The sequence below is a fragment of the Yoonia sp. 208BN28-4 genome (assembly GCF_037543925.1).
Taxonomy (GTDB): Bacteria; Pseudomonadota; Alphaproteobacteria; order Rhodobacterales; family Rhodobacteraceae; genus Yoonia.
Genome location: NZ_JBBIFY010000004.1, coordinates 217,328 through 243,054 on the forward strand (window position 1 = coordinate 217,328; position 25,727 = coordinate 243,054).

The window sequence follows — 25,727 nt, forward strand, 5'->3', positions numbered from 1 at the left end:
CCTTGTTTTGCGCGGGCCCAATAGGCAAAAGATAGCAACCGCGAACGACAAGGGGCGCCCGCATGGATCCGCAAGACCTGTTTGATACCGCAATGGGCTACGTCGATCAGGCGATTGTCCTTGCGACGCAGTGGCTTTTGTCGCCTGCGGCGTGGTCGCAGTTTGGGTTGTTGGTCGCCTCTTACCTGCTGGCCCGTTTGATCAACCGGATCGTGTCGCCGCGCATCACCCGTATCCTGTTGCCGCCTGCCGACACGCAATCGATCCTTGCAACGATCCGCCGCTTTGTATTGCGCTTTCTGCCGCTTCTTCTGCCACTACTGGCCTACGCCTTGACCGCCGCGGGCGAGGCGATTGTCACGTCGATGTTCGGTTCCGGTCCGGTGATTGCCTTTGGTAAACGGGTTTTCCTGTTCCTCGCGATCCGTGCCTTTGCCCGCGATATCCTGACCGATCCCTTCCTGCATCTATTGGGCAAGTTTTTCCTTGTCCCTGTTGGCGCGCTCTACGCGCTGGGAATCCTTGATCCGGTGCTCCTGTCGCTGTCCGAAACGCGGGTTAGCATCGGAAATATCAACTTTTCCGTCCTTGCGATCATTCGCGGGATCGTTGCGGGCAGTCTGCTTTTCTGGCTTGGCAGTTGGTCGAACACACAGTCATCCGCCTATATCGAACGCCAATCGATGCGCCCTGCGATCCGCCAACTGATTGTGAAGGCAGCAGAATTTTCGATCTTCGGTCTGGCGTTCCTGCTGTTGATGAACATCATGGGGATCAATCTCAGCACTTTGGCCGTGCTTGGTGGTGCCGTTGGTGTTGGTCTGGGTTTTGGTCTGCAAAAGATTGCGTCCAACTTTATCTCTGGTGTGATCCTGCTGATCGAGGGGCAGGCCACGGTGGGCGATTACGTCGAACTGGACGGCGGCGAGGCTGGCACAATCATCAAGATGACTGCCCGCGCCACGTTTCTGGAGACATATGACGGACGCTGGATCGTGGTCCCGAACGAGGATTTCATCACAACCCGCGTTGTGAACTATTCCGACAGCGGATCGGCCAACCGGCTGGAAGCTGAATTTTCGGTCAGCTACGACACCGATATCAACCTGATTCCAGACATCATCGAAGCGGCGGTTTCAAAGCATCCGGGCGTGCTGCAAACGCCGGAGCCACCTGATTGCGAACTAAGGGGTTTTGGCGATAGCGGCATTGATTTTGCGGTGGAATTTTGGGTCGAGGGTATCGACGACGGTAAGAATAAGTACACCTCTGACGTGCTGTTCCTGATCTGGAATGCCCTTAAAGACAAGGGGATTGAGATTCCTTATCCACAGCGCGTGGTCGAGATCAAAGGCGGGTTGCCTGCGTGACAGATGCGCTTGTGATCGGAGCAGGGCCCGCCGGTCTGATGGCTGCTGAAATGCTGGGCCGCGCCGGTTTGCAAGTGACGGTCGCTGACGCGATGCCGTCTGTCGGGCGCAAGTTTCTGATGGCTGGCAAGTCCGGTTTGAACCTGACCATGTCTGTGCCAAACGATGCGTTTTCAAAGGCCTATTCTGATTTGCCCGATCAGTTGGCGCAGGCGATTGCCGCGTTCGGCCCGCGCGATGTGCAGGCATGGGCCACGGATTTAGGGCAGGACATTTTTACCGGATCAAGCGGGCGTGTTTTTCCAAAAGCGATGAAAGCCTCGCCGCTGCTTCGCGCGTGGCTCGCCCAGTTGGCTGATCAAAACGTCATCTTGCGCACGCGCTGGCGATGGACGGGGTGGGACAATGGCGCAACGACGTTCGACACACCCGATGGCCCGGTATCGCTTTCCCCGAAAGTCACGGTGCTTGCGCTTGGTGGCGCGAGCTGGTCGCGGCTCGGGTCTGACGGTCTTTGGGTCCGGCACTTTGACGGCGTAGCTGATTTCAAGCCTGCTAACGTGGGTTTTGCGGTGGATTGGTCAAAATACATGATCCCTTTTGCGGGACAGGCCGTCAAAGGTGTGCGCCTGATGGCAGGCGACCTTTCGTCTCGGGGTGAGTTCATTGTCAGCTCGCGCGGCGTTGAAGGCGGCGGAATTTATAGCGTCTCGGCAGCGGTGAGAGAGGGTGCGCTGCTGGCCATCGATCTTATGCCGGATGTCGCACTGGACAAGCTGATCGCGCGGATCGCGGCGCGCCGGATGAAAACCTCGCTTTCCAGCTTTCTGAAGTCATCATTAAAGCTGTCGCCGATCAAAGGCGCCTTGTTTCAGGAATGCGGGCGCGACGCGATTGGCCAAACGCCGGAACAGATCGCTGGGCGGCTCAAATCCTTGCCCATCGCGACCACAGGCCCTTTTGCGATGGATGAAGCGATTTCAACGGCGGGCGGACTGCGTTTTGCGGATTTTGACGATAATTTTATGCTAAAGGATCGCCCTGGCGTGTTCTGTGCTGGTGAAATGCTGGATTGGGAAGCTCCAACAGGCGGCTATCTGATCACCGCCTGCCTTGCGACAGGACGTCTGGCTGGGCTTGCTGCGGCGCGCTACGCTACTGCCTAACCCGCGCATAAATGGGTCGGCATCCGGTATCCATATTGGGCGAGGTCCCAGCCATATCGGTGATGCATCAAGGCAATGGAGCGTTCATCGTAATAACTTTCCCAATCAATGTCTGTCTTGATTGATTTCAGCGGCTTATCAAACGATGGCGCGACGCCGAGTATGCCCAAGACAGCGGTCAGGTCTTCCTCCATCGCTTCTTGGCGGATCACATGGCTCACATAGTCGCCACACCAGTTTCGGGCACTCCACGCGCCAAAGCGGCGCCATGTCGGGCTGTGCTTTGATCCGGCGCCCATCCCGTTGGGCCGCGTGCCCCGCAACCAGCGGTAAAAGTCCGGTCGCCCAAGACCGGCCTTATAGCGGGCCTGCCAAATCTGATCGGTAGCGGTGATTTTTTCGTAAAGCTTCACCATCTGTACAAACGGGTTTTGCACAACGGCGACCCGTAGGTAGGTGCGAAAGGCATAACCGGCACCGTCAAAAGCCCATTCAGCTTCGGCCGGTGACATCGTGCTGTGAAACAGGGCACCACGCCGCGCGCGATCCTGCAAATCCGTATCGGTAAGGGGGGCAAACCCGCCCGAAAGGATCGGCGATCCATCAATCGGGTCGGGGAAGAACACGAATCGCCGTGCGTGGGACAGTAACATAGCGTGACCCTACCGCTCGGATGGTTAAGAAATCGCTCATTCAGTCCGACGCCCCAATTCTGCCTTATTTGTCTGCTGGGCTGGGAAAAGGCCCCATAACCCGCGAGAATCACGTCCGAAGGCCGATTTTTCGCGATATTCCGCTGAAGAAGTGACTGTCACTGCTGCAGTGCCGCATTTCACTGTTGCATGATCGCATCGCTTCTGCGGAACATCGGTGCTTAAAAACGCAATGAATCTGACCTAAAGTCACCGTCCTGATGCGCCTTTATTGACGATAAAGCATTGTTTTGGTTGAGTTATATGGTGAAACGCTGCCGCATAGATGCGCCTTCAACAATCCTCAACCGCGAAAAACGGGCAAGTCAAAAACCGCTTTACGCGTAATCTGGTGCTGACTTCCTGTTTTGAATTAGCTACTTGTCTTAGCGGAACAACGTAGATAGAAAAACGTTGATCGTTCACAACGTGCATTTATTTGGAGTACCGACATGCGCCTTACAACTACTCTCGCTGCCGCAGCTGCTATCGCAGTTTCCGGTGTTGCTGCTAACGCTGGCGGCCTGGCCCCAATCGTCGACGCGACACCTGTTGTCATCGTTGACACACCACCTGCAACTGGTTCCATCTCCCCAGGCCTGATCGTTCTCGGCGTGCTGGGTGCTCTGGTTGCTGCTTCGGCTTCTTTCTAATCTACTGATTAGATATCGATTTGAAAGGGGTCAGCTACGGTTGGCCCCTTTTGCTTTTTGACTTTGAAAGGACCTAAATTATGAAAACTCTTAAGACAATCGCTGCTGTTGTTCTGCTTTCCACAGCTGCCACATCCGTTTCCGCCGGTGGCCTTGCCCCGGTCATCCCAGTTGGCCCCGTTGAGATCGTTCCGGTTGAGCCAACAGGCTCCATCTCGCCGGGCCTGATCGTGTTGGGTGTTCTTGGCGCACTGGTTGCTGCATCCGCATCTTTCTAAGTCTGCGGAACAGAATATCGGAAAGGCGGGCCATGGCGGCTCGCCTTTTTGCGTTTTGGTGGCGCTTACCGGCGCGCCATCATGGCCAGACGGATCAATGCCCGCTCCATCAAGGCCTGATCCGGTGTCTGCCCGGCTGATCGCATCTGCAAATCGGTATCCGTCAGCGCGGTCAATGCCCGCTCCAATCGGTCACGCCCCCAATTCCCCGCTTGCCGCACCAGCCGGTCACGCCGCGGGCCGAAAACGGGCGGGCGTAATCTGCCGATCCCCGCATTCGGGCCACCGGGGTCCGAGGCAATCGTGTGCAGCGTGCGGAAATAGCGCATCGCGCCGATGCAAAGCGTCACGGGAAGAACACCCTGAGCGTATAAGTTGCGCAGTGTCGGGCCGATCTTGTCCGCTTGGCCCAAGGCCACCACCTCAAGCACGTCGTCCACATCCACATCCGCTGATTGTGGGGCACAGGCCATGACGTCTGCAACGCTCAGAGGTTCAGTATCCCCGCGCTTGTAAAGTGCCACTTTCTCGATCGTTTGCCGGAAGTCGCCGGGCTCAAGACTTTGGGCCAGTTCAAAAACGATATCCATCACATCACGTGCGGGTTGGTCCAAACCGGCATCGCGCAGCGTCTGTTCAATCTCTTCACGGGATGGCGGATCATCGTAGATGCCAACGGACACTGCGTTACCGTGCGATTCGAATACCTTGCGCAAAGGCGACTTTGCAGTCAGCGATCCTGCGGTCACGACTAGTTGCGCATCCCCCGGCTTCCAATCTGCCAAGACCGATGCAAATAGCTTTGACAGGCCGTCCGTCGCATCTTCGACAAAGGCGACGCGGTGTCCGGGAAAAAAACCCTGCGCCTTGATTGCGTCATCCAACAGGGCCGCGTCCTTGCGCAGATCAGCACCGTTCAGGCGGGTCAGGCGCATTTCCTCTTCGCCCTGCGGACCGACCAGAGCAAGGATTACCTGCTGACGTTTCTCTGCGACGCGCATCGCGTCCATACCGAACACAAGCAGTCCTGCGTGGGTTGGGTCTGGTTTGCGAAAATAGGTGTTGGCGGCCGCTCCGGTCAGTTTCATTGCGCGGGAACCGCGATGATAAGCTGTGCGACAATCATGTCCGCAAGCGCAACAGACAGCCTGTCGCGCGCATCTGCGCGGGCCGCTTGGGTTGCGACTGTCGATCCTGTGGTGGCGTAGCTGGTGAAGGTTTCGACAGTGCCGTCATAGACAGCACCCGTTGCGCGGTCCGTCAGCACCCAGCCTGCTGTGCCAACCAGATTGAAGCGTGTGGTGTCCCCGTCAACCGTGATCGTGGCTGGCGTGCGCGACTGGTCGAGCGTGGTTTCCAGCGTGAACCGGTCAGAGCGTGCCCTGCCCAGTCTGCTCTCAAGCTGTTGGCGCAATGCAAATCCGGCGACGGTTTCAGGTGTGACCAGCGATGTGGCGTTTTGCAGTGCATCGCCTGCGCCCCCAGGGGAGTAAACCGGCGTAAACCCGCATGCGCCCAACGCCAGAAGCCCAAGAAGGGCGAACCGGCGGGGCGGCATGATGCGGGTCTTAGATGACAATGTTCACAATCCGTCCGGGTACAACGATGAGCTTTTTGGGCGCGGATCCATCCAGCGCCTTAACCACAGCCTGATCTGCCAGCGCCAGCTTTTCAATATCATCCTTGGATGCATCGGCAGCAACGGCAATTTCAGACCGGCGTTTGCCATTGATCTGGATCGGCAGGGTGACTGTGTCCTCAACCAGCATCGCCTCATCCGCGATGGGCCATGCCGCATCGACGATAAGCCCTTCGCCGCCCAGCATCGCCCAGATTTCTTCGGACAAATGCGGTGTCATCGGTGCCATCAACTGCGCAAGCGTCTTGGCAGCTTGCACCTTGGCCGCGGCGCTGGCCTTGGACTTCGACAGCGTTGCGGTAAAGCCGTAAAGCTTGGCAATAGCCGCGTTAAACCCGAATGATTCCAACCCATTGGTCACATCGCGGATGGTCTTGTGCATGGCACGCAGCAGGTCTTCGTCAGCTCTTGTGTCGCCGTCTTGCTGTGCTGTGCTGATGTCAGAGGCGATACGGAACACGCGCCCGATATGCTTGAACGCGGCTTCCGCGCCGGAAGCGGTCCATTCAACGTCGCGCTCTGGCGGGCTGTCGGACAGCACGAACCAACGCGCGGTGTCGGCCCCGTATGTCGCGATGATCTGGTCGGGATCGACGACGTTTTTCTTAGATTTGGACATTTTGGCGGATGGGATGATTGTTACCTCGGTCCCGTCGGCCAGTTTTCCGTCAGTCACTTCAGACGGGAAATGGAACACAGGACGGCCATTGTCGCCGGTTGTCTGATAGATCTCGTGGGTCACCATGCCTTGGGTGAAGAGCGCGTCAAACGGCTCAATTGCCTCGGAGGGCAGGTGGCCTGTGATGTTCATGGCGCGGGCAAAGAACCGCGAGTAAAGCAGGTGCAAGATCGCGTGCTCGATCCCGCCGATATATTGATCGACGTTCATCCAGTAGGCGGCGTCGTCCAGATCTGTGGGTGTTGCAGCATCCGGGGCGGTGAAGCGTGCGAAATACCATGACGAGTCCACAAACGTATCCATGGTGTCGGTCTCGCGGGTCGCTGCCGCGCCGCAGGTCGGGCAGGTGCAATCGCGCCAAGTCGGGTGACGGTCCAGCGGGTTGCCTGGAATATCGAAAGTCACATCGTCTGGCAGGCGAACCGGCAGGTTTTCCTTGGCTTCCGGCACCACGCCGCAGGCATCGCAGTGGATCACGGGGATCGGCGCACCCCAATAGCGTTGGCGCGACAGACCCCAGTCGCGCAAACGGAACTTGGTTACGCCCTGACCAACGCCGTTTTCCTCGCAGAATGCGATCGCGGCGTCGACGGCTTCGTTTCCGGTTTGCCACTGCTTTCCGGCAAAACCTTTGTTATAGAACACCTTATCGGTCTTGGCCGGAACATAAGCTTCGGTCAGTTCTGGGCTGGCGTCTTCGTCGGGAAGATACGTCGCGATGATGGGCAGGCCGTATTTCGTTGCAAATTCAAAGTCACGCTCATCGTGGGCCGGACAGCCAAAGATCGCGCCAGTGCCGTAGTCCATCAGGATGAAGTTGGCGACATAAACAGGCAATTCCCAAGCCGTATCAAACGGGTGGCGCACGCGAAGTCCGGTATCAAACCCCTTTTTGTCGGCCTTTTCCAAGGCTTCTTCAGTCGTACCACCACGGCGGCAATCCTCGTTAAAGGCCGCCAGATTTGCATTATCCTTTTCCAACTGCTTGGCCAAAGGATGGTCCGGCGAGATGCCGACAAAAGACGCACCCATCAAGGTGTCGGGGCGCGTTGTGTAAACCTCAACGCGATCATGGCCATCGGGGCCGTCCACCAAGCTGAACGAGAATTGCAAACCACGCGATTTACCGATCCAGTTGGCCTGCATTAGCTTCACCTTGGCGGGCCAGTTGTCCAACCCGTCGAGTGCCGCCAGCAATTCCTCAGAATAGTCGCTGATCTTGAAGAACCACTGCACCAGTTCGCGCCGTTCCACATCGGCACCGGAGCGCCAGCCTTTGCCGTCGATCACCTGTTCATTGGCCAGCACCGTCATGTCGACCGGATCCCAGTTGACCACCGCCTTCTTGCGATAGATCAGACCCTTCTCCATGAAGTCGATAAAGAGCGCCTGCTGTTGGCCGTAGTATTCGGGATCGCAAGTCGCAAATTCGCGCGACCAGTCTAGCGACAAGCCAAGCGTTTTGAACTGGCTCTTCATGTCGGCGATATTGCCGTAGGTATATTCTTTCGGATGCACACCAGTGGCCATCGCGGCGTTTTCTGCCGGCATTCCAAAGGCGTCCCAGCCCATAGGGTGCAGAACACTATGGCCAGTGGCCAATTTATAGCGGGCGACCACATCACCCATCGCATAGTTGCGCACGTGCCCGATATGCAGCGCGCCTGACGGGTAGGGGAACATTTCCAGCACGTAGTACTTTGGCTTGTCAGGGCTGCGCACAGCTTTGAATGTGCCGGCGTCGTCCCATGCGGACTGCCATTTTGCTTCGATATCAGCGGGTGCGTAGGTCGACATGGAATATTCGTCTTTCTTAACGTGAAACGCCGGGCAGCGGGGCCCGGCGATTGTCATACTGCGGCTTGCCGTGAAAGGCTAGAGACCGCTATCGCCGTCACGGATTTGGCGCGCGCGCGATAGGATCGCGTCCTCGATAGCGCGCTGCGTTTCGCGTGCCACGGGGCCTGATTGCGTGGACAGGGCAACATTCAATGACCGCGCATCAAGTGCTGGATCGGTGATGTAGACGGTGCCGCGATAGGCGCGTGGTGCGCCGGGTGGACGGCCAAAGCCGTAGACGATCACGCCGGTAAAAGGATCAACGCTTTCGATCGGCAGGAAATTCAGGACATCAATCGATGCGGCCCAAAGATAACGATTGACGGCAACGCTTTCGGCGCCGCGTGTGCGGACAGCCTCGCGTGTGGCGTCAACAGGGCCGCTGCCGAAAAAGCTGCTACAGGCTGTGGTGGCGATCAGGGCTGTGGCCGTGGCCATCATCCGCAGTGTGCGCGTCATTGCTTTCAAGGTCCGTCCCCATGCCCGTGGTCTGTGCAAAATGTTTAACGAAGCGATGCCTGCGTCACAAGCGGTTTACCGCCAACGGGGCAGGGCTGCGCAAAAGCTGTTGCACAAAAAGAAAGAGCGGCCCCGAGGGACCGCTCAATCAGAAGAGTATCTTCAGGTTCGATTAGAACGCGAAGGAAACCTCAACAGTGATACCTTCCTGGTAATCGCCTGCACCGATTTCGTCAGCTTGGTCGCCATCTTCGTCGCCAGCATATGTCATCAGGACGGATGCACCGCCGCCGAGGTCATATGTTGCGCCAACGTAGTAGTCGATGTCGTCGCCTTCGTTCTCGTTCAGGATACCACCGATAGCAACCAGACCGTTACCCAGGTCGTAGGATGCGTCGATGTTGTACTCTGGACGGCCCTGCTCGTCGCGGTAAGCAGCAGTCACTGCGATGCCGTTTGCATCGTAAGTTACTTTCACGCCGTAGTTGTCGTCGCCGACTTCTTCCATGACGTAGTAAACTTCAGCAGTTACTGGGCCAAATGGGTAGGCCAGCTTGATGCCTGTGGAGGCTTCGCCGTTGGTCTCGTTGGACGCGTAACCAGCAGTTACAGTTGCGCCAGCGAATGTGCCGCCAACCGAGATACCGTATACTTCGGAAGCGTTGAAGTCGCCGGAAGCGTCAGCAAAGTCTGTGTCAGCCTGGTAGCCTGCGGACACTGTGAAAGCGCCGAAAGAACCTGCTGCACCCAAGGACAGCTGCTCCAGCTCGTTGGAGTCGTCGTCGTAGATGTACGACAGCGATGTGTCGAAACCAGCGAAGGAAACGTCACCGCGCAGAACTGCGGAGTCTGTGCCAGTTGTGAAGTCATCAGCTTCCATGTCGCCAGCGGACACCCAGTGCTTTGTAGCGGCTGTGGATGTGTCACCGAAGTACAGGGAGGCCATGTCGGACTCGAGCGAAACAACCCAGTCGGAGGAGGACAGTGCGATGCCGCCGTCGTCGGATGCGTCGCCGTCATCTTCAGCAACAGTCACTTCGAAGTATGCACCAGCTGTGACACCGTTATCCAGCGCTGCGGAAGCAGTCGCTTTCAGGTTGCCTTCCCAGTAGAAGCCTTCGTTGTTGTCGTCTGTTGCTGCAACTGTGTCGTTGTAGCCCAGTGTTGCGCCCAGACCGTAAGAAACGGAGGCGTGGCCGTCGGCTGCAGCTGCGCCAGCAAAGGCGACCAGGGCAGTCGAGGTAAGAAGGATGCTTTTCATGGATAATTCCCTCGTAAGTTTGCATTCCCAAGATGCCAGATCGTCCAGCATTGAGTGTGTAACTGCGCCCAAGAGGCTGCACACTCAAGTGAATTGCCCTGTTTCCGCGTGACTCTACGGGAAATGATGCAACGAGGTCACACACACTTTTGCCACGTTTGGCCCATGACAATCGTGCCCAAACCCCATATTCGTCTTGGTATTAAGAATTCATGAGTAAATACAGGGGGCTGCTGCATGTCACTGGCTGAGATCAACGCGCGTGTCGAAAAGGCTGCCAAGCGTGCAGGCCGCGAGGCATCTGACATCACACTTATTGCAGTTTCCAAAGTCCAGCCAAACGAGCGAGTCGCGATGATTCTTGATGAAGGTCATCGGTGCTTTGGCGAAAACAAGGTGCAGGAGGCTGCTGGCAAGTGGCCTGATTTCAGGGCGCAGTATGACGGGATCGCACTGCATCTGATCGGGCCTTTGCAAACCAACAAGGCGCGTCAGGCGATGGAACTGGCTGATGCGATCCACACGCTGGACCGGCCAAGGCTGGCCACGACGCTTGCGCGGCTTGCGCAAGAGACGGGCCACTGCCCTGATCTGTTTATTCAGGTCAACACAGGTGAAGAGGACCAGAAGTCCGGCATACTGCCCAAAGATGCGGATGCCTTCATTGCAGAGGCCCGCGCGCTGGACCTGCCGGTGCAGGGGCTGATGTGTATTCCGCCTGTAGATGAAGAGCCGTCTTTGCATTTTGCGCTGTTGGCCAAGATTGCAGAGCGCAACGGCTTGAAGGGGCTTTCGATGGGGATGAGCGGCGATTTTGAAACGGCAGTGGCGCTTGGAGCCACGCACATCCGTGTCGGCTCGGCCATATTTGGTGAGCGGGTCTATGGATGATACCTACGCGCCGCCCACTGACCCGCTTGTGGTGCTGCATGACGATCACGAGGTCCTGCTGGTCGACAAACCAAGCGGTTTGCTGTCGGTGCCGGGCAAGGGCGAGCATCTGTCGGACTGTCTGATTTCGCGGGTGCAGGCGGTATTTCCACAGGCGCTGTTGGTGCATAGGCTTGATCGCGACACATCGGGCGTGATGGTTTTTGCGCTTACACCCCATGCCCAGCGGCATCTGGGGCTGCAATTTGAAAAACGTCAGACTCAAAAGACTTATGTCGCGCGGGTCTGGGGCGAAATGGCCGATCAAACCGGCACCGTTGATTTGCCGCTGATCGTCGATTGGCCCAACCGCCCGCGTCAGATGGTGTGTCACAAGACGGGAAAGCAGGCGGTGACAGATTGGCGGGTGCTGCGCGCGCGGAACGGCGAAAGCCGTGTGCGCCTGAAACCCAAGACCGGTCGCTCTCACCAGCTGCGGGTGCATATGCTGGCACTGGGCCACCCGATCTTGGGCGATCCGTTTTATGCAACTGGCGCGGCCCGCGATTATCCGCGCCTTATGCTCCATTCCGAAAGCCTGCAATTCAGACATCCCGATGGTGGCAAGGGCATGCGCATCAGGGCAAAAGTGCCGTTCTGACGCGCATGTCGTGTTTTGAGTATTTTTGGCAAAATGATACTGATCGTCGTTAGCCTGCAGAGGGGTCCCAGCCTGAGATTGCTTTGGCCTCAAGAAATTCCTCAATCCCCCAAATGCCACCCTCGCGGGCGCGTCCGGACATCTTCACGCCGCCAAAGGGCGATCCTTGTGCGCGGCTTTGGCCGTTCATTTCGACCATGCCGGATTTCAGCGCCAGTGCCATGCGGTTGCGCCGCGCCCCGTCCTGAGACTGCACATAGTTTGTCAGGCCATATTGCGTGTCGTTGGCGATTTTGATGGCTTCGGCTTCGTCTTTGAACTTCATGATCGACAGAACGGGACCGAAGATTTCCTCTTTCTCAATGGTCATGCCGGGGGTGACATCGGCAAAGACCGTCGGGCGAACAAAATAGCCGCGGTTCACGCCCTCGGGCAATCCGGTGCCACCGGCGACAAGGCGCGCGCCTTCGTTGATACCGGTCTCAATCAGTCCTTGAATTTTGTCCCATTGCGATTTGTTGACCACTGGCCCGATGTGACGCCCGCTTTCTGATGCGGGCCCAACCTTTGTCGCAGCGGCCACTTGGGTCGCGATTTCAACGGCTTCATCGTAGTAGCTTTCCTCGACCAGCATCCGCGTGGGCGCGTTGCACGACTGGCCAGTGTTGTTCATGCAGTGGATCACACCACGCTTCACCGCTTTCTCATCAGCATCAGCAAAGATGACGTTTGCACCCTTGCCACCCAATTCAAGCGTCACCCGTTTTAGTGTCTCTGCCGCCGCCTTAGAGATCGCCTTGCCGGCGCGTGTTGATCCGGTGAAAGAGATCATCGCCACGTCTTCATGGGCCGACAACTGCGAACCGACACCTGCGCCGTCGCCGTTCACAAGGTTAAACACCCCTGCAGGAACGCCTGCGTCGTGAACAAATTCTGCAAACAACAAGGACGACAGCGGGGCCTCTTCGGAAGGTTTCAGCACGATTGTGCAACCCGCAAGCAAGGCAGGAATTACCTTGAGCGTGACTTGGTTCATCGGCCAGTTCCAAGGCGTGATCAGGCCGACAACGCCAATAGGCTCCATCGCGATCCGGTCGTTGGGGGCATGTGGGCCAAGTGGTCGGACCCATTCCACTTCGTCAAACGCCTCAAGAAAGCCTTCAAGGTGCCAAGGCAGGCAAGGGGCCTGACTGCCACGCGCCATATCAATTGGTGCACCCATCTCAAGGCTGATTGCCTCGGCCATCTCTTCGACACGCGCCTCATATTGCGTGAGGATGGCCTTCACCAACTTCGCGCGCTCCGCAGGGGCGGTTGCTGCCCAGCTGGCAAAAGCGTCATGCGCCGCCGCCACGGCTGCATCCGTATCTGCCTGATCACCAAGGGAAATCACGGCGCACGGTTCTTCGGTGGATGGGTTGATTACATTGTAGTCGCGCGCGGTGGCAGGGGCTGTCCACGTGCCGTTGATATAGAAGTCACGTTTTTCGATCATGGGGGATACCTTCGGTGAGTTTGGCATATCGTGGCACCGCCACACGCAAGGCGCAAGCGGCGGCAGCGGTGGTGGTTTGCGACAGAAGACTTATATCTGCTTCAGACAGTAATTCCTCAAGGAGCACGACATGAGCATGCGCATCAACGACACTATTCCCAACCTGACGGTCGAGACCGATCAGGGCACACATGAACTGCATGACTGGATTGGCGATAGCTGGGCCATCCTGTTTTCACACCCCAAAGACTTCACCCCCGTCTGCACAACAGAATTCAGCGCCGTGGCGCAATTGGCGGATGAATGGGAAAAGCGCGGCACCAAGGTGATGGGCATCTCTGTTGACGGGGTTGAGGATCACAAAAAGTGGAAAGGCGACATTGAGAAGGTCGCAGGCACCAAGGCGGGTTTCCCGATTGTTGCCGACACCGATCTTGAAGTGTCCAAAGCCTTCGACATGCTGCCAGCAGATGCCTATTTGCCGGATGGGCGCACCCCTGCTGACAGTGCGACCGTGCGTGTGGTGTTTATCATTGGTCCTGACAAGAAGCTGAAGCTTTCGATGACATATCCAATGACTGTGGGCCGCAACTTCGGTGAAGTGTTACGCGCGCTGGATGCCTTGCAAACAACGGCAAAGCGCGGTGTTGCGACACCTGCTGACTGGACCGTGGGGCAGGATGTTATCATCCCCGTGGCCGTCAGCGATGAAGAGGCCAAGGAAAAGTTCGGCGATTTTGAAACCGTGCTGCCGTACATCCGCAAGACCAAACTGAAAGACTAAAGTCGCTTCAGACGGCGCAGAAAGGCCTCGCAGCGTCTGCGGGGCTTTTTTATGTGACGATCACACGAGTCCCGATAGGTACACGGGCGTAAAGATCGGCAATATGGTCGTTGTGCAGCCGGATGCAGCCCGACGAGAACGATTGCCCGATGGTCCATGGCTGGTGCGTCCCGTGAATACGGAACATCGTGTCGCGGTTGCCGCGATAAAGGTACAAGCCCCGCGCCCCCATTGGATTTTCGGGATGACCGCCGGGCAGTCCGGCGCGATACGGTCCATAAACGTTCGGCTCTTGCCGGATCATGTTGGTTGTTGGTGTCCAGCTGGGCCATTCAACCTTGCGCCGGATCGTGGCCTGCCCCTTAAATGCGCGCCCCGCTGCACCGACGGCGACGCCATAGCGAATGGCCTGTGTTCCGCCCAGTGTCAGATAAAGGAACCGCTGGTCGGTGTTCACATGGATCACGCCTGCGCGTTGCGATGTCGTTAGATCAACTAGCTGCGGCTGATATGTGATCGGAACAGCGTTTGCTGATGCGGATGACGCAGCGACGGCTGCGATTGCGGACACCAGAAAATCACGACGTTTCATGTCAAATTCTCATTGCTGAAGGCTACGGTCACTTTGAATTTAATTGGTTAAGTTGGCGTTTAGATGACAAAAAAGGCGCCGATATGGCGCCTGTTCTGTCGGAAATTTAGTGGGTAAGATCAGAAGATATAGACCTGTGTGCCAATCGGAACCTGCGAATACAGTTCCTCGACGTGGTCATTGATCAACCGTACGCAGCCCGACGAAAAGCTTTGTCCAATGGTCCAAGGCTGCATGGTGCCATGGATGCGGTAATAGGTGTCGACGTTGCCGTCATAAAGATAAAGCGCGCGCGCACCCATTGGGTTTTGCGGATGGCCGCCAGGCAGACCGTTGCGGTAGGGGCCGTAAATCTCGGGCTCAAGACGGACCATGTTCTGCGTTGGTGTCCAGCTTGGCCATTCTGCCTTGCGCCGGATTGTCAGCACGCCGGTATAATTGCGGCCTTGTTCACCAAGCGCGATTCCATAGCGGCGGGCGCGACCATTGCCCAACGTCCAATACAGGAAGAACTGTTCCTTGATGACGTGGATTTGGCCTGCTGGCAGATCGGGATTAACAGCCACATCCTGCGGCACAAATTTGTAGGGAAGGCGCACCACGGTTGGTGTGGCGAGTGCTGGCGCGGCACAGGCGGTTGCTGCGGCCGATGCTATAAAATGACGACGAGTTAGCATTGCTGATTTCCTGCTCAAGACCTACCGCTTGGCGCGGCTTAAGCACCTAAACTAGCATCATGACCCTTCAAGACGAACAGGCCCCGCGAATTTTCGCGAGGCCTGCGGATTTCTTGCATCACCCGATCAATGTGGGGTGAATGGATTAGCCGGTGCGTGTGTACAAAAAGACGTTCGACCGAAGCGGCACGCGATCATACAGATCAACGATATATTCGTTGGTCAGGCGCGCACAGCCGTTAGATACAGCCGTGCCGATTGTCCGCGGCGAATTGGTGCCGTGAATACGCAGATATGTATCGCCGCGACCGGGTTGGAACAGATATAGCGCGCGCGCACCAAGCGGATTGTTTGGTCCACCGGGCATGCCGTCTTCGTACTGCTTATACTTTTCCGGCTCGCGCTCGATCATGTCGGGCGTGGGTGTCCAGCTTGGCCACTCTTTCTTGGCGCCGACGAAAAATGCACCCGGTTCGTAGAGGCCGGGGCGGCCAACGCCGACAGCATAGCGGATCGCCTGATCCCCACCGACGCTGAAATACAGGCGGAAGGTGTTCGGGTCCATGTGGATCTGGTTTGCAGGGATCGCACCAGCGAGCGTCACTTGCGTTGGCGCAAGCGGATCAGCTGGTTCTGCGGATGGTGCAGGTTCAACCGCTTCCTGCGCAAATGCAGGATGAGCGGCCAGAATGGACGAAAAAGCGCCGGTGGCGATAAAATGACGGCGTGTGAGCATGGCAGGCTCCCCCAAAAATAGTCTGTGACAGTGATTCATCAACTATGCGCCTTAAGGTCAAGTTCCCCATCAAAAAACTGTGAGGATGATGCACTGGTGCCATTGTGCAACGCCTCGGCTGCGTTGACCGCTGGCCTCAAATGCAAAAGGCCCCGGCGTTTCCACCGGGGCCAATCTATCGTTCGAGGGTAAGACCTTAGTCTTCCTTCTTCTCTTCTTTGATCTCTTCGCCGGTTTCCTGATCAACCATCTTCATGGCCAAACGGACCTTACCGCGATCATCAAAGCCAAGCAGCTTGACCCAGACTTCCTGACCTTCCTTGAGCACATCCGAAGGATGGTTCAGGCGGCGGTTCTCGATCTGGGACACGTGCACCAGACCGTCGCGCTTGCCAAAGAAGTTCACGAAGGCACCAAAGTCGACCAGTTTCACAACTGTGCCTTTGTAGATGACGCCCTCTTCCGGCTCTGCCACGATCGAGTGGATCATGTCGTAGGCCTTCTTGATCGCGTCGGCATCATTCGAGGCCAGCTTGATCACACCATCATCGTTGATGTCGACCTTCGCACCGGACACTTCGACGATTTCGCGGATGACCTTACCACCCGAACCGATCACTTCGCGAATTTTATCCGTCGGGATCTGCATCGTTTCGATCTTGGGTGCGTGCACGCCAAGGTCTTTGGCACCTGTCAGGGCTTTGCCCATCTCGCCAAGGATGTGCATCCGGCCGGCTTTCGCCTGATCGAGTGCCTTTTCCATGATCTCTGGCGTGATGCCCGCGATCTTGATGTCCATCTGCAAGGATGTGATGCCGTTTTCGGTACCCGCAACCTTGAAGTCCATGTCGCCAAGGTGGTCTTCGTCACCAAGGATGTCGGACAGGATCGCGTAGGACCCGTCGTCTTCCATGACCAGACCCATCGCAACACCGGCAACCGGCGCTTTCAAAGGTACACCAGCGTCCATCATCGACAGCGAACCGCCGCAGACGGATGCCATCGAGGAGGAGCCGTTGGATTCCGTGATCTCGGACACAACGCGGATTGTGTAAGGGAAGTCGGTTGCCGCAGGCAGAACCGCCTGAAGCGCGCGCCATGCCAGCTTACCATGACCAATCTCGCGACGGCCGGGGCCACCCACACGACCAACTTCACCAACCGAATAGGGTGGGAAGTTATAGTGCAGCATGAAGTTCGACTTATACATGCCAGACAGCGCGTCGATCATCTGCTCGTCGTCGCCGGTGCCGAGTGTCGTCACAACAAGACCTTGGGTCTCACCACGTGTGAACAGGGCAGAGCCGTGTGTGCGTGGCAGGATGCCAGTCTCGGACACAATCGGACGGATGGTGTCGAGGGCACGGCCATCGATACGCTTGCCGTTTTTCACAACGTCGCCGCGCAGAACGGACGATTCCAGACCCTTGAGGGCGGAGCCGAGGTTCTTGTCCTCTTGCTGCTCTTCGGTCAGGCTGTCGATGATGTCTTGCTTGGCGGCAGCAACAGCGGATGTGCGCTCTTGCTTGTCAGTGATCGCGTAAGCGGCACGCATCTTGTCTTCGCCAGCGGCTTTCACAGCTGCGGACAGGTCCGAGTAATCTTCCGGCTGGAAGTCAAACGGCTCTTTCGCGCAATCTTCGGCCAGATCAATGATCAGGTCGATGACAGGCTGGATGCTGTCGTGGGCGAACTTCACCGCACCCAGCATCTCTGCTTCGGTCAGTTCGTAGGCTTCGGATTCAACCATCATCACGGCGTCTTTAGTGCCAGCCACAACGAGGTCCAGACGCTGCTCTGGGTTCATGCGCAGGTTGTGCATGTCGTCCATCTCAGGGTTCAGAATGTAATCGCCATCCTCATAGCCTACGCGACAGGCGGCAATCGGGCCCATGAACGGCGCGCCGGAAATCGTCAGCGCGGCGGATGCAGCGATCATCGCCAGCATGTCTGGGTCGTTGACCAGATCGTGGGACAGAACCGTACACATCACCAAAACTTCGTTCTTGAAGCCGGGGACGAACAGTGGGCGGATCGGACGGTCGATCAGGCGGGATGTCAGCGTCTCTTTTTCAGTGGGACGCGCTTCGCGCTTGAAGAAACCACCGGGGACTTTACCGGCGGCATAGTATTTCTCTTGGTAGTGCACTGTCAGGGGAAAGAAATCCTGACCGGGCTTTTGCTTGCGGGCAAATGTCACGTTTGCCATGACGGATGTTTCACCCATCGTAGCAATAACGGAGCCGTCTGCCTGACGCGCAACCTTACCTGTTTCGAGAGTGAGGGTTTCCTGACCCCACTTCATCGACTTTTTCACTTCGTTAAACATGTAGTTTTTCCTTTTGGCACGCTGGCCACTTTGCATAGGGGGCGTATTCCCCCTGACCCCTTCATCTTGCCCGTTCGTCGGGTTGGCGCTGGGTCCGGGCGCCGGTACGTCTCAAGATGGCTGCGCCATACAGGGGATTGCATGTTTTGGGAAGGGGGTGCTTGTCCGCTGCCAAGCCGCTTTTCGCTGCGACTGCACAGATCGCGGCGAATAGTGTCGGCGCGGGATAGGTTTGCAAAATTCTACATTTTCGGCGCTGATCGCATAAGCTTCCTGAGAGGTGGGAGAATTGATGAATTCGAGCGTGATGGCCTTTTTGATAGCGGTATGGATGGTATTGCCGTGCGGCGTCATCGCTCAAAACCCGATTTTCATCGGAAACGTCCCGCTGCCGGAGGACGTCAGCGTGCAGGACGACGCTGGACTGCCGGTCTCAGGCGTCTGGATCGGGAAATGGGATAACTGGCGAAACCACATCCTGGTCGTGGAAGGTTTGAATGCCGACGGTCTTGTTGATGTCGTATACGCCGTTGCGAGTACTCAGAATGGTCGTGGCAACTGGCTACGGCTGGAGGCGAAGATCGAAGGTGACGCGTTGGTTTCCACCGATGACAGCCTTCCGGTCCGCTATTCCATGTCACCTACCGGCCGCATGCGAGCGGTGTTTGGCGACAACGAACGATTTGCGGTGTTGGAGCGGCAAGACATCTCAGCCGTGCTGTCGTCCCCAGACGATGACTGGTTTCTAGTCGGGGAACTCGAGCGATTGGAAACCGATCTGGTTGAGGACGATGCGCCTGTCGAACTTGCGGCGGTGATTTATACTACGCGCGGAGAGGGGCCTTTTCCACTCGCTGTTATTCACCACGGGTCAACGGGGACAGGGCGGCAATCGGTTTGGTTCAGGCATGTCTGGACCAACGACTGGCTGGCCGACGTTCTGAACGAAAATGGCTATATCGCTGCCTTTCCACAAAGACGCGGTCGCGGTGGGTCGGACGGGCTTTATGACGAGGGGTTTTCTGCGGATCGTTCGGACGGGTATTCATCAGATGCGGCGATTGCCATAGCGGGAGCGGATAGGGCGCTTGAGGATGCAAATGCAGCTCTCGCGGCCTTGCGGAACCGTTCGAACGTGCAGCCCGGACCGGCTCTTTTGGCGGGCGTTTCACGCGGTGGCGTGGTGGCAATCATGCAAGCCGGACAACGCCAAAATGATATCATCGGTGTGATAAACTTTGTTGGCGGCTGGGTCAGTGAGGGGTGCTGCGATACCCCTATCAATCCGCCTCTTTTTCGACGGATCGGATCGTTCGACGGGCCGATCCTTTCGATTTATGGCGAAGACGATACGCACTACAGCATCGCGCATGCGAGAGCGAATATCGCCGAGATGGAACGGCTCGGGGCGAACAGTGATCTTATTGTGACTGACGTACCGGGTTTTGGCAAAGGGCACTGGGTGACTGCATATCCCTACCTTTGGGAAGAGGCTGTCGGAGATTATCTCAACGCCTTGGCCCGCTAAAGAGTGGATGCCGATCAGTCTTTTCTGGTCGGGCGTAACAATTTGCGTCGTATGCCGTCTAAGCGGTGTGCGGCATGGTCTTTGCGTGAAAGGCGCACAAAAAAACGCCCACCAGAAGGCGGGCGTTTCAAATCCAAGTCCATCGGCTCGCGCGTTTTCTAGAAAACGCTAGGCCACGGCCAAATTCTGGAATTTAGCGACGCAGGCCCAGACGCTTGATCAGGTCCTGATAGCGGGCCTCATCCTTGGCGCGTGTGTAGTCCAGAAGCTTGCGGCGCAGGGCCACCATCTTCAGCAGACCACGGCGGCCGTGGTTGTCTTTTTTGTGGGTCTTGAAGTGCTCTGTCAGTGTCGCGATGCGCGACGACAGGATTGCAACCTGCACCTCGGGGGAGCCGGTATCGCCTTCTTTGGTGGCGTATTCCTTCATGATCCGTGATTTTTCTTCAGCAGTAATCGACATCGGGGTCTCCTGTTTTCAAAGGGTTAAGGCGCGATCCGGGATGTCGTCCAGAAAAGCCCGTGGAGGGTCCGCCCAAGAGGTATCCCAAGCGGATGGCTGCGCATAAGGCAGATTCGATCAAAAAGAAAGCAAATTCATCGGGCGTCAGGCGACGGTGCCTGCGACCAGCCGTACAAGTGAGGCATCAACCACATGGCCGTTGGTGAACACTGCAACGGTTTCGCCGTTGGCCCGCAGAATTGATCCATCCTCTGTCGGCTCTACCGACAGGTCCGGCGGGGTCGCGTCTTCAACATAGTGCACTTCGATCACATCGTCGCGCGGGTCAAAATCAAGCACGATCGCACCTGCATCGGCATCAATGGCAAAGGTATCAAAACCGCCACTGCCTGTCATCGTGTCTCCCGTACCGCCACGCAAAAGATCGTCGCCGCTGCTGCCGTTCAGATAGTCAGCCTCGGAATCATCATTACCGATCAGGACATTGTCACCCATCCCGCCAAAAAGCGCATCGCTGCCGCTCCCGCCAGCAAGCGTGTCATTGCCAAGGCCACCCGACAGGTTGTCATCGCCAGCGCCACCGTCAAGCGTATCGTCACCCGCGCCGCCGCTGATGGAATCGTCGCCCGCACCGCCGGTCAGCGCATCATCGCCCGTGTGACCCATCATGGCGTCATCGCCGTCACCACCGTCGATCCGGTCATCGCCAGTGCCGCCATGCAATTCGTCATTGCCGGTGCCGCCGTCAAGAATATCGTCGCCCGCGCCGCCATGCACCCAATCATTGCCACCGTTGGCCATGATCACATCGTCGCCGTCCGCGCCGTTGATATCGTTGTCCCCTTCGGCGGCAGTGATCCGGTCGTTGGCTGCCGTGCCGTCAATCCGATCCGCGTCAGAGGCGATGATTTCATCAATCGCCACCGTCGTGAGTGCCTGATCCTGATTGGCAAGCTGATCCGACGCGGATTGGTCGTCGGCATCCGTGGCCGTATCGGCATCGGTCCACATCAGGGTGGCGACGGCAAAACCCATCAATCCCAAAATCGCAAGCATGGCAGACACCTTTCGAAAACGTACTGCCCCCAGCCGGTTTCGTCCGTCGGTGATAGCAAATCTGGCGTCGGAAATCTGCTGAATTCGTGTGCGTTGGTTAATCGCGAAAGAACGGCAGGAAGGCGTCACACACGGCCTGCGGGTTCTCTTCCATCGCGAAATGGCCAGATACGCACGACCCGTGGGTCAGCTGTGGTGCCCAGTCGCGCCAGAGCTTTGCCGGATCGCCCGTCTGCGCCGGAAAGCCGTCTTCGGCCCACAGAAAATGCATTGGCGCTGTAATCTGGCGTCCAGCGGCGCGATCCGCCTCGTCGAGCGCTTTGTCATACGTTGCCCCCGCGCGGTAGTCGGCGCACATTGCATGCAGATGCGCGTCATCCGCCGCCTGCGCGCGATAGCTTTCCAACGCTGCATCTGAAAACGCCGATAGGTCTTTTGCCAGTGTCCAGGCCGACAGGGTCCAGTCGATGTAGGCCTCCGGATCGGCACCGATCATACGTTCGGGAAGGGGGGCTGGCTGGGCCAGAAATGTCCAGTGATAGGCTTTCATCGCCAGATTGGCGTCCCAGTGCGCCCAGAAATCCCCGGTTGGCACGATCTCGATGATACCCAGCTTCAGAAGCCGGTCAGGATGGTCCAGCGCAAACCGGTAGGCCACACGCCCGCCGCGATCATGGCCGAGGACGTGCGCCTTGGGCAGTTGCAGGGCATCCATCAACTTGATGATATCCGCAGCCATCTGACGTTTGGCATAAACGCTGTGCTCTGCATCGTCCTGTGGGGCATCGCTGTCGCCGTAGCCGCGCAGGTCAGGCACGATGACGTCGAAATCCTCTGCCAGCGTGGGGGCGACCTTTTCCCAGCAATGATGGTTTTGGGGATAGCCGTGCAGCAAGATCAGCGGTGTTCCGTGCCCTGCGCGATGGACCGACAGCCTCACATCGCCGCATTGCACATAGCTTTGGTCAAATCCGGTTATCATGAAAGGCTCCATTCCCGAGGCTGTTCTGCGTAAGCGATGTAAAGCGGGTGTTTTGGGTGACCGTCTTTTGTCAGCCCCAAGGTGTGCAGCTGGTGGCCGGAGCGATGCAGCATCTGGGCAACCTGTGGCCCACGCCCGCGATGCGCGCCGTGGGTGCCCCATGCGCAGATGATGCAATCGGCCCAAGCCAGCCCGTCTCGCAAGGTCGCATCGTTGTCTGGGCCAACGGGTTCCGCCGCTTTGCGCATGGCAAAGGGATCGGTGTCGCGCCATCCAAAGATGTTGGTCACACGAAAGGCACCAAACCCAAGCGCTCGCGCACGGCGTTCGCAGCGTTCGACGGTCGGGTCGTTGGCGAGCTCGTCCGCCTTGGACGGGTTGAGCATGATGAACATGACAGTCTTGCCGTTCGCATCCCAGACGCGGGTCAACGCATAGCGGTATTTTTCGCAATCGGAGTATTGCACCGTCGATGCGATGCTGTCGGTCGTATGCGTGCGGGTGATCATGTCCGCAGATTGCCCTGTCGCGGTCCAAGGCACAACGCAGTAAAAAACCGCCTGCCGGTGGGGCAGACGGTTTTTGTTTCAGGCGGTGCGTGCGAGGTGGGAGGGGCCCCAATGACCGCCTGTGTCTTTATCATGCCAGTGCGGCGTGCTGGCGGGCAGGGGCGCTGATGATGCCGCGGGCTTCCATCACCCATGCGGCGACCAAGGCGAATACGATATGCCCCCAAAGCGCGACCCATGTGATGCCAGAGAAGCCCAAGAATGGCGGATTCCCAGCCACAAGGTGCGCCATGACGTAAAGTGCAAACACCCACAGCACGACCCCGTAGGCCACCGCAGTTGCGATCCATGGCAGTGACGGCATGATCCGCTGTTGCAGCGGACGGGCGATCAACAAATAGCCAAGCGTGTAAGCGAACATGCCTGTGAAGACGTGCAGCAGATGCGCCAGACCTGACGGGCTTGCGCCAAAGACAGTTTTCAGGGTTTGGTTGGCCAGTCCTACAGGGGCCAGCTTGGCGTATCCCAAAAGCGGCGAAAGGCCCTGCCCAAAGGCATCAAAGGCAATCGTTGCCAGCGCTCCGGCGGACAGGATGGTGAAGGCGGTTTGTTTGTTTGCAAGCTGTGTCATCAGAGGGGTTTTCCATTTTCCTGAGTGTGTCTGTTGCACTCAAGATGACGACGTCAGGCGTGTCTGTGCAGCCCCCTCACAACGCTCTGATGTTGATCGCACCGATTGTAACAATGCGTGAAACATATCCCCCGCCATGGCGCACGGCGGCGTGATCTGCGTGACAGGTTGTAACAATTTGTCGCAACGGTGCGGAAATTCAGCTGTCCGCAGGTGGCACAAAAACCCGTGACGGCTGAAGCGTGCCGCCCATATAGCGCCCGACTGCGATGGCCTGACCATCATAAGAGGCCCAGACCTCTTCGCCATATTCCAGACCCGACCCAATAACGCTGGCCGGATTGCCGTTGCGCAGTTTGGTCACGCTTTCCTGCGGGCAGCGGACTTCGGGCAGATCGGCCAGACCAACCTCCAGCGGCTGCACGCGTTCCAGCAACGCGGGCGTCTTTGCCTCCGCATCAACCTGATCCAGCGTGACGCCGTTTTCTGCGATAAATGGACCGGACCAGATCCGGCGCAATTCGCGCACGTGGCCGTGGCATCCAAGTGCCTGCCCCAGATCACGCGCAATGGACCGGACATAGCCGCCCTTGCCGCACGTCATTTCCAGCGTGACGTGATCGGGATCAGGCCGATCCACCAGCAGCAACTCGTCCACCCAAAGTGGACGGGCGGCCAGTTCAAGGTCCTCACCTTCGCGGGCAAGCTTGTATGCGCGCTCTCCGTCGACTTTCACGGCTGAAAATTGCGGCGGGACCTGCATGATATCGCCCAGAAATGTAGGCAAGGCTGCCTTGATCTCATCATCCGAAGGGCGGACGTCAGAGGTCGCAATCACTTCGCCCTCGGCGTCATCGGTATTAGTGGATTGACCCAAGCGCACAGTGAACGTGTAGGCTTTCAGTGCATCAGTAATATAAGGCACGGTCTTGGTAGCCTCACCCAAAGCGACAGCCAGAACGCCCGTTGCATCAGGATCAAGCGTGCCCGCATGACCCGCCTTCTTGGCATCAAGCGCCCAGCGCACCTTGTTGACGACAGCCGTGGATGTGATCCCCGCAGGTTTGTCGACGACCAGCCAGCCGGAGATATCCTTGCCCTTTTTCCTGCGTGCCATGTGCTGCGTCCTTGCGATCCAGATAGGTGGCGTCTGCTAGTCGCGGGGGACAGGGTGGTCAAGGGGGCGTTGCGTCCAGCTTACTGTAACACGCCAACCATCGGCCCCAGTTGAAAGCCGAAATCATGACGGCCTAGCGTTGGCGCATAAAGGCGGCTGACCTTACCGTCGAAATACAGCGCGTTGGGCAGGTTCAGGTGGTCGCGAAACAGCCGCCCGAAGGTGTGGAAATTCACGGCATCATTGGCAATGGCAAAAACCGCCGTGCGCCCGTCAGCCGAGGTGCCAACACCGTTGCGGATAAATTCGGAAGAACTGTCGGGGATAAACCGGGGATGCAGCGCGCCATTGATGACCAGCATCGGGCCGGACTGGCTTGCATCACGGCACGCAGGCGCACGGGTCACAAAATCCAGACTTTCATAGACTTTGGCGGTGGTGTCGGTCAGGCACAGCACGCCATTTGGCAAAAGGCCAAAGTTACCTGGCCCCGCCGAAGTCACGATGCGGGACACATCGGTGTTTCCTTCGCGATACAGACCTACTGGCGCACGGTCCGCATGATACATGCCCGCGTTCATGGCAAAGGCCAGGGTTTTGTCGGGGTGCACGCTTTCAATTGCAGCAAAGTCGCCCAGCAGCGCGCCGTCCTGATCGCTGTGAAAGAGGCGCAAGTCCTCGGTAGCGGCATCAACCGTGCAGATCGTGAAAGATGCGCCGTCAAAGACTGTATCGGCGCAGGTCACCGCTTGGGCCGGCGCTGCCAGCCACATCAGCACGGCCACCGCCCAGCGCATCAGTCGTCGAGGTCTTGCTTGACGTGCTTACTGTCAAGCAGGGCGCGTGTGGCATCCATCTGGTCAAAGGTGCCATCGATCTCGAACCGCAGCTCGGGCGCGTATTTCTGGCTTCCGCCACGCACGACAAGATGTCTGATTTCGTGGCGATTGCGGCGCAGTGCGTCCAGCATCAGTTCCTTGTCCTTGCCACCCAAGGGCAGCACAAAGGCTGTTGCGACACGCAGATCGGGCGACATGCGTACCTCGCCCACGGTAATCGACATGCGGCCCAGATCAGGGTCATGCACGTCACCGCGTTGCAGGATTTCAGACAGGGTGCGGCGGATTTTCTCGCCCACTTGCAACATGCGTTGGGTCGGCGCACGACCATCGCGATTTGAATTCTTAGCCATGTCCCGTGATGTAGTGGCTCAATGCGGCTTTGCCAACCTAAGCCTTTGCGCCGCAGCGTCCGCGCGGCT

26 protein-coding genes are annotated in these 25,727 nt (G+C 57.7%); 7 read left to right on the forward strand and 19 right to left on the reverse strand.

The window, feature by feature from the left end; translation table 11 throughout:
- Nucleotides 1-62: 62 nt before the first annotated feature.
- Both V8J84_RS14735 and V8J84_RS14740 read left to right on the forward strand, forming a co-directional pair.
- On the forward strand, nt 63-1,370 hold the full coding sequence (locus V8J84_RS14735) for a mechanosensitive ion channel family protein (RefSeq protein WP_339932513.1): 1,308 nt from the start codon (nt 63-65) through the stop codon (nt 1,368-1,370).
- Complete coding sequence (locus V8J84_RS14740) at nt 1,367-2,536, forward strand: TIGR03862 family flavoprotein (RefSeq protein WP_339932515.1); 1,170 nt, start codon at nt 1,367-1,369, stop codon at nt 2,534-2,536. The genes V8J84_RS14735 and V8J84_RS14740 overlap by 4 nt, the downstream gene beginning before the upstream one ends.
- On the opposite strand, the gene V8J84_RS14745 is transcribed toward V8J84_RS14740, so the two are convergent.
- Nucleotides 2,533-3,189, reverse strand: a complete 657-nt coding sequence (locus V8J84_RS14745) for a hypothetical protein (protein WP_339932517.1) — start codon at nt 3,187-3,189, stop codon at nt 2,533-2,535. The two genes, V8J84_RS14740 and V8J84_RS14745, sit on opposite strands and share 4 nt — an antisense overlap.
- 772 nt (nt 3,190-3,961) lie before the next feature.
- On the opposite strand from V8J84_RS14745, the gene V8J84_RS14750 reads away from it, so the two are divergent.
- Nucleotides 3,962-4,159, forward strand: a complete 198-nt coding sequence (locus tag V8J84_RS14750) for a hypothetical protein (RefSeq protein WP_339932519.1) — start codon at nt 3,962-3,964, stop codon at nt 4,157-4,159.
- Between the two features lie 65 nt (nt 4,160-4,224).
- On the opposite strand, the gene holA is transcribed toward V8J84_RS14750, so the two are convergent.
- From holA to V8J84_RS14775, 5 genes are all read right to left on the reverse strand, one after another.
- Nucleotides 4,225-5,247, reverse strand: coding sequence for a DNA polymerase III subunit delta (gene holA / locus V8J84_RS14755; protein ID WP_339932521.1), 1,023 nt, complete (start codon nt 5,245-5,247; stop codon nt 4,225-4,227).
- Nucleotides 5,244-5,738 (reverse strand): LPS assembly lipoprotein LptE, encoded by a 495-nt coding sequence (lptE, locus tag V8J84_RS14760; RefSeq protein WP_339932523.1) that lies wholly within the window; start codon nt 5,736-5,738, stop codon nt 5,244-5,246. The genes holA and lptE overlap by 4 nt, the downstream gene beginning before the upstream one ends.
- The gene (gene leuS / locus V8J84_RS14765) at nt 5,728-8,274 is read right to left on the reverse strand and encodes a leucine--tRNA ligase (protein WP_339932525.1); all 2,547 of its coding nucleotides are present in this window, start codon (nt 8,272-8,274) and stop codon (nt 5,728-5,730) included. Before leuS ends, lptE begins: the two co-directional genes overlap by 11 nt.
- A gap of 78 nt (nt 8,275-8,352) precedes the next feature.
- Complete coding sequence (locus V8J84_RS14770; protein ID WP_339932527.1) at nt 8,353-8,775, reverse strand: DUF3576 domain-containing protein; 423 nt, start codon at nt 8,773-8,775, stop codon at nt 8,353-8,355.
- 172 nt (nt 8,776-8,947) lie between these two features.
- Nucleotides 8,948-10,036, reverse strand: a complete 1,089-nt coding sequence (locus tag V8J84_RS14775; protein ID WP_339932529.1) for a porin — start codon at nt 10,034-10,036, stop codon at nt 8,948-8,950.
- 237 nt (nt 10,037-10,273) lie between these two features.
- On the opposite strand from V8J84_RS14775, the gene V8J84_RS14780 reads away from it, so the two are divergent.
- Both V8J84_RS14780 and V8J84_RS14785 read left to right on the forward strand, forming a co-directional pair.
- Nucleotides 10,274-10,927: a YggS family pyridoxal phosphate-dependent enzyme gene (locus V8J84_RS14780; protein WP_339932531.1), complete on the forward strand. Its 654-nt coding sequence runs from the start codon at nt 10,274-10,276 to the stop codon at nt 10,925-10,927.
- Entirely contained in the window at nt 10,920-11,567 is a 648-nt protein-coding gene (locus V8J84_RS14785) for an RluA family pseudouridine synthase (protein WP_339932533.1), read from the forward strand. Before V8J84_RS14780 ends, V8J84_RS14785 begins: the two co-directional genes overlap by 8 nt.
- Before the next feature lie 49 nt (nt 11,568-11,616).
- Here the strand turns inward: V8J84_RS14785 and V8J84_RS14790 are convergent, their stop codons facing one another.
- Nucleotides 11,617-13,062 carry an aldehyde dehydrogenase family protein gene (locus tag V8J84_RS14790; RefSeq protein WP_339932535.1) on the reverse strand — a complete coding sequence of 482 codons (1,446 nt, stop codon included), beginning with the start codon at nt 13,060-13,062 and terminating at the stop codon, nt 11,617-11,619.
- Between the two features lie 130 nt (nt 13,063-13,192).
- Here V8J84_RS14790 and V8J84_RS14795 point away from each other — a divergent pair, with 130 nt between their 5' ends.
- A complete protein-coding gene (locus tag V8J84_RS14795) occupies nt 13,193-13,846 on the forward strand; it encodes a peroxiredoxin (protein WP_339932537.1) in 654 nt (217 codons plus the stop codon).
- A 49-nt stretch (nt 13,847-13,895) separates the two neighbouring features.
- Here V8J84_RS14795 and V8J84_RS14800 read toward each other — a convergent pair whose 3' ends face one another.
- From V8J84_RS14800 to pnp, 4 genes are all read right to left on the reverse strand, one after another.
- On the reverse strand, nt 13,896-14,438 hold the full coding sequence (locus V8J84_RS14800) for a L,D-transpeptidase (protein WP_339932539.1): 543 nt from the start codon (nt 14,436-14,438) through the stop codon (nt 13,896-13,898).
- Nucleotides 14,439-14,557: 119 nt separating this feature from the next.
- Nucleotides 14,558-15,115 (reverse strand): L,D-transpeptidase, encoded by a 558-nt coding sequence (locus V8J84_RS14805; protein ID WP_339932541.1) that lies wholly within the window; start codon nt 15,113-15,115, stop codon nt 14,558-14,560.
- Nucleotides 15,116-15,260: 145 nt separating this feature from the next.
- On the reverse strand, nt 15,261-15,851 hold the full coding sequence (locus tag V8J84_RS14810) for a L,D-transpeptidase (protein ID WP_339932543.1): 591 nt from the start codon (nt 15,849-15,851) through the stop codon (nt 15,261-15,263).
- 196 nt (nt 15,852-16,047) lie between these two features.
- On the reverse strand, nt 16,048-18,180 hold the full coding sequence (pnp, locus tag V8J84_RS14815; protein ID WP_339932545.1) for a polyribonucleotide nucleotidyltransferase: 2,133 nt from the start codon (nt 18,178-18,180) through the stop codon (nt 16,048-16,050).
- Nucleotides 18,181-18,487: 307 nt separating this feature from the next.
- Between pnp and V8J84_RS14820 the strand changes: the two genes are divergently transcribed.
- Nucleotides 18,488-19,708, forward strand: coding sequence for an alpha/beta hydrolase family protein (locus V8J84_RS14820; protein ID WP_339932547.1), 1,221 nt, complete (start codon nt 18,488-18,490; stop codon nt 19,706-19,708).
- 193 nt (nt 19,709-19,901) lie between these two features.
- On the opposite strand, the gene rpsO is transcribed toward V8J84_RS14820, so the two are convergent.
- From rpsO to rbfA, 8 genes are all read right to left on the reverse strand, one after another.
- A complete protein-coding gene (rpsO, locus tag V8J84_RS14825; protein ID WP_339932549.1) occupies nt 19,902-20,171 on the reverse strand; it encodes a 30S ribosomal protein S15 in 270 nt (89 codons plus the stop codon).
- Between the two features lie 144 nt (nt 20,172-20,315).
- Nucleotides 20,316-21,227 carry a calcium-binding protein gene (locus V8J84_RS14830; protein ID WP_339932551.1) on the reverse strand — a complete coding sequence of 304 codons (912 nt, stop codon included), beginning with the start codon at nt 21,225-21,227 and terminating at the stop codon, nt 20,316-20,318.
- Between the two features lie 97 nt (nt 21,228-21,324).
- Entirely contained in the window at nt 21,325-22,209 is an 885-nt protein-coding gene (locus tag V8J84_RS14835) for an alpha/beta fold hydrolase (protein WP_339932553.1), read from the reverse strand.
- Nucleotides 22,206-22,718, reverse strand: a complete 513-nt coding sequence (locus tag V8J84_RS14840; protein ID WP_339932555.1) for a DUF1643 domain-containing protein — start codon at nt 22,716-22,718, stop codon at nt 22,206-22,208. Before V8J84_RS14840 ends, V8J84_RS14835 begins: the two co-directional genes overlap by 4 nt.
- Nucleotides 22,719-22,848: 130 nt before the next feature.
- On the reverse strand, nt 22,849-23,349 hold the full coding sequence (locus V8J84_RS14845) for a hypothetical protein (protein ID WP_339932557.1): 501 nt from the start codon (nt 23,347-23,349) through the stop codon (nt 22,849-22,851).
- A 199-nt stretch (nt 23,350-23,548) separates the two neighbouring features.
- Complete coding sequence (gene truB / locus V8J84_RS14850; RefSeq protein ID WP_339932559.1) at nt 23,549-24,466, reverse strand: tRNA pseudouridine(55) synthase TruB; 918 nt, start codon at nt 24,464-24,466, stop codon at nt 23,549-23,551.
- A gap of 80 nt (nt 24,467-24,546) precedes the next feature.
- Nucleotides 24,547-25,263 (reverse strand): phosphodiester glycosidase family protein, encoded by a 717-nt coding sequence (locus V8J84_RS14855; protein ID WP_339932561.1) that lies wholly within the window; start codon nt 25,261-25,263, stop codon nt 24,547-24,549.
- Entirely contained in the window at nt 25,263-25,658 is a 396-nt protein-coding gene (rbfA, locus tag V8J84_RS14860) for a 30S ribosome-binding factor RbfA (RefSeq protein WP_339932563.1), read from the reverse strand. The genes V8J84_RS14855 and rbfA overlap by 1 nt, the downstream gene beginning before the upstream one ends.
- Nucleotides 25,659-25,727 lie beyond the last annotated feature (69 nt).

Excerpts from the sequence above, each read along its gene's own strand:
- V8J84_RS14735 (WP_339932513.1), top strand. The coding sequence starts at position 63 with ATGGATCCGCAAGACCTGTTTGATACCGCAATGGGCTACGTCGATCAG.
- V8J84_RS14745 (WP_339932517.1), bottom strand. The coding sequence starts at position 3,189 with ATGTTACTGTCCCACGCACGGCGATTCGTGTTCTTCCCCGACCCGATT.
- V8J84_RS14750 (WP_339932519.1), top strand. The coding sequence starts at position 3,962 with ATGAAAACTCTTAAGACAATCGCTGCTGTTGTTCTGCTTTCCACAGCT.
- holA (WP_339932521.1), bottom strand. The coding sequence starts at position 5,247 with ATGAAACTGACCGGAGCGGCCGCCAACACCTATTTTCGCAAACCAGAC.
- leuS (WP_339932525.1), bottom strand. The coding sequence starts at position 8,274 with ATGTCGACCTACGCACCCGCTGATATCGAAGCAAAATGGCAGTCCGCA.
- V8J84_RS14770 (WP_339932527.1), bottom strand. The coding sequence starts at position 8,775 with ATGACGCGCACACTGCGGATGATGGCCACGGCCACAGCCCTGATCGCC.
- V8J84_RS14775 (WP_339932529.1), bottom strand. The coding sequence starts at position 10,036 with ATGAAAAGCATCCTTCTTACCTCGACTGCCCTGGTCGCCTTTGCTGGC.
- V8J84_RS14780 (WP_339932531.1), top strand. The coding sequence starts at position 10,274 with ATGTCACTGGCTGAGATCAACGCGCGTGTCGAAAAGGCTGCCAAGCGT.
- V8J84_RS14785 (WP_339932533.1), top strand. The coding sequence starts at position 10,920 with ATGGATGATACCTACGCGCCGCCCACTGACCCGCTTGTGGTGCTGCAT.
- V8J84_RS14790 (WP_339932535.1), bottom strand. The coding sequence starts at position 13,062 with ATGATCGAAAAACGTGACTTCTATATCAACGGCACGTGGACAGCCCCT.
- V8J84_RS14795 (WP_339932537.1), top strand. The coding sequence starts at position 13,193 with ATGAGCATGCGCATCAACGACACTATTCCCAACCTGACGGTCGAGACC.
- V8J84_RS14800 (WP_339932539.1), bottom strand. The coding sequence starts at position 14,438 with ATGAAACGTCGTGATTTTCTGGTGTCCGCAATCGCAGCCGTCGCTGCG.
- V8J84_RS14805 (WP_339932541.1), bottom strand. The coding sequence starts at position 15,115 with ATGCTAACTCGTCGTCATTTTATAGCATCGGCCGCAGCAACCGCCTGT.
- V8J84_RS14810 (WP_339932543.1), bottom strand. The coding sequence starts at position 15,851 with ATGCTCACACGCCGTCATTTTATCGCCACCGGCGCTTTTTCGTCCATT.
- pnp (WP_339932545.1), bottom strand. The coding sequence starts at position 18,180 with ATGTTTAACGAAGTGAAAAAGTCGATGAAGTGGGGTCAGGAAACCCTC.
- V8J84_RS14820 (WP_339932547.1), top strand. The coding sequence starts at position 18,488 with ATGGCCTTTTTGATAGCGGTATGGATGGTATTGCCGTGCGGCGTCATC.
- rpsO (WP_339932549.1), bottom strand. The coding sequence starts at position 20,171 with ATGTCGATTACTGCTGAAGAAAAATCACGGATCATGAAGGAATACGCC.
- V8J84_RS14830 (WP_339932551.1), bottom strand. The coding sequence starts at position 21,227 with ATGCTTGCGATTTTGGGATTGATGGGTTTTGCCGTCGCCACCCTGATG.
- V8J84_RS14835 (WP_339932553.1), bottom strand. The coding sequence starts at position 22,209 with ATGATAACCGGATTTGACCAAAGCTATGTGCAATGCGGCGATGTGAGG.
- V8J84_RS14840 (WP_339932555.1), bottom strand. The coding sequence starts at position 22,718 with ATGATCACCCGCACGCATACGACCGACAGCATCGCATCGACGGTGCAA.
- V8J84_RS14845 (WP_339932557.1), bottom strand. The coding sequence starts at position 23,349 with ATGACACAGCTTGCAAACAAACAAACCGCCTTCACCATCCTGTCCGCC.
- truB (WP_339932559.1), bottom strand. The coding sequence starts at position 24,466 with ATGGCACGCAGGAAAAAGGGCAAGGATATCTCCGGCTGGCTGGTCGTC.
- V8J84_RS14855 (WP_339932561.1), bottom strand. The coding sequence starts at position 25,263 with ATGCGCTGGGCGGTGGCCGTGCTGATGTGGCTGGCAGCGCCGGCCCAA.
- rbfA (WP_339932563.1), bottom strand. The coding sequence starts at position 25,658 with ATGGCTAAGAATTCAAATCGCGATGGTCGTGCGCCGACCCAACGCATG.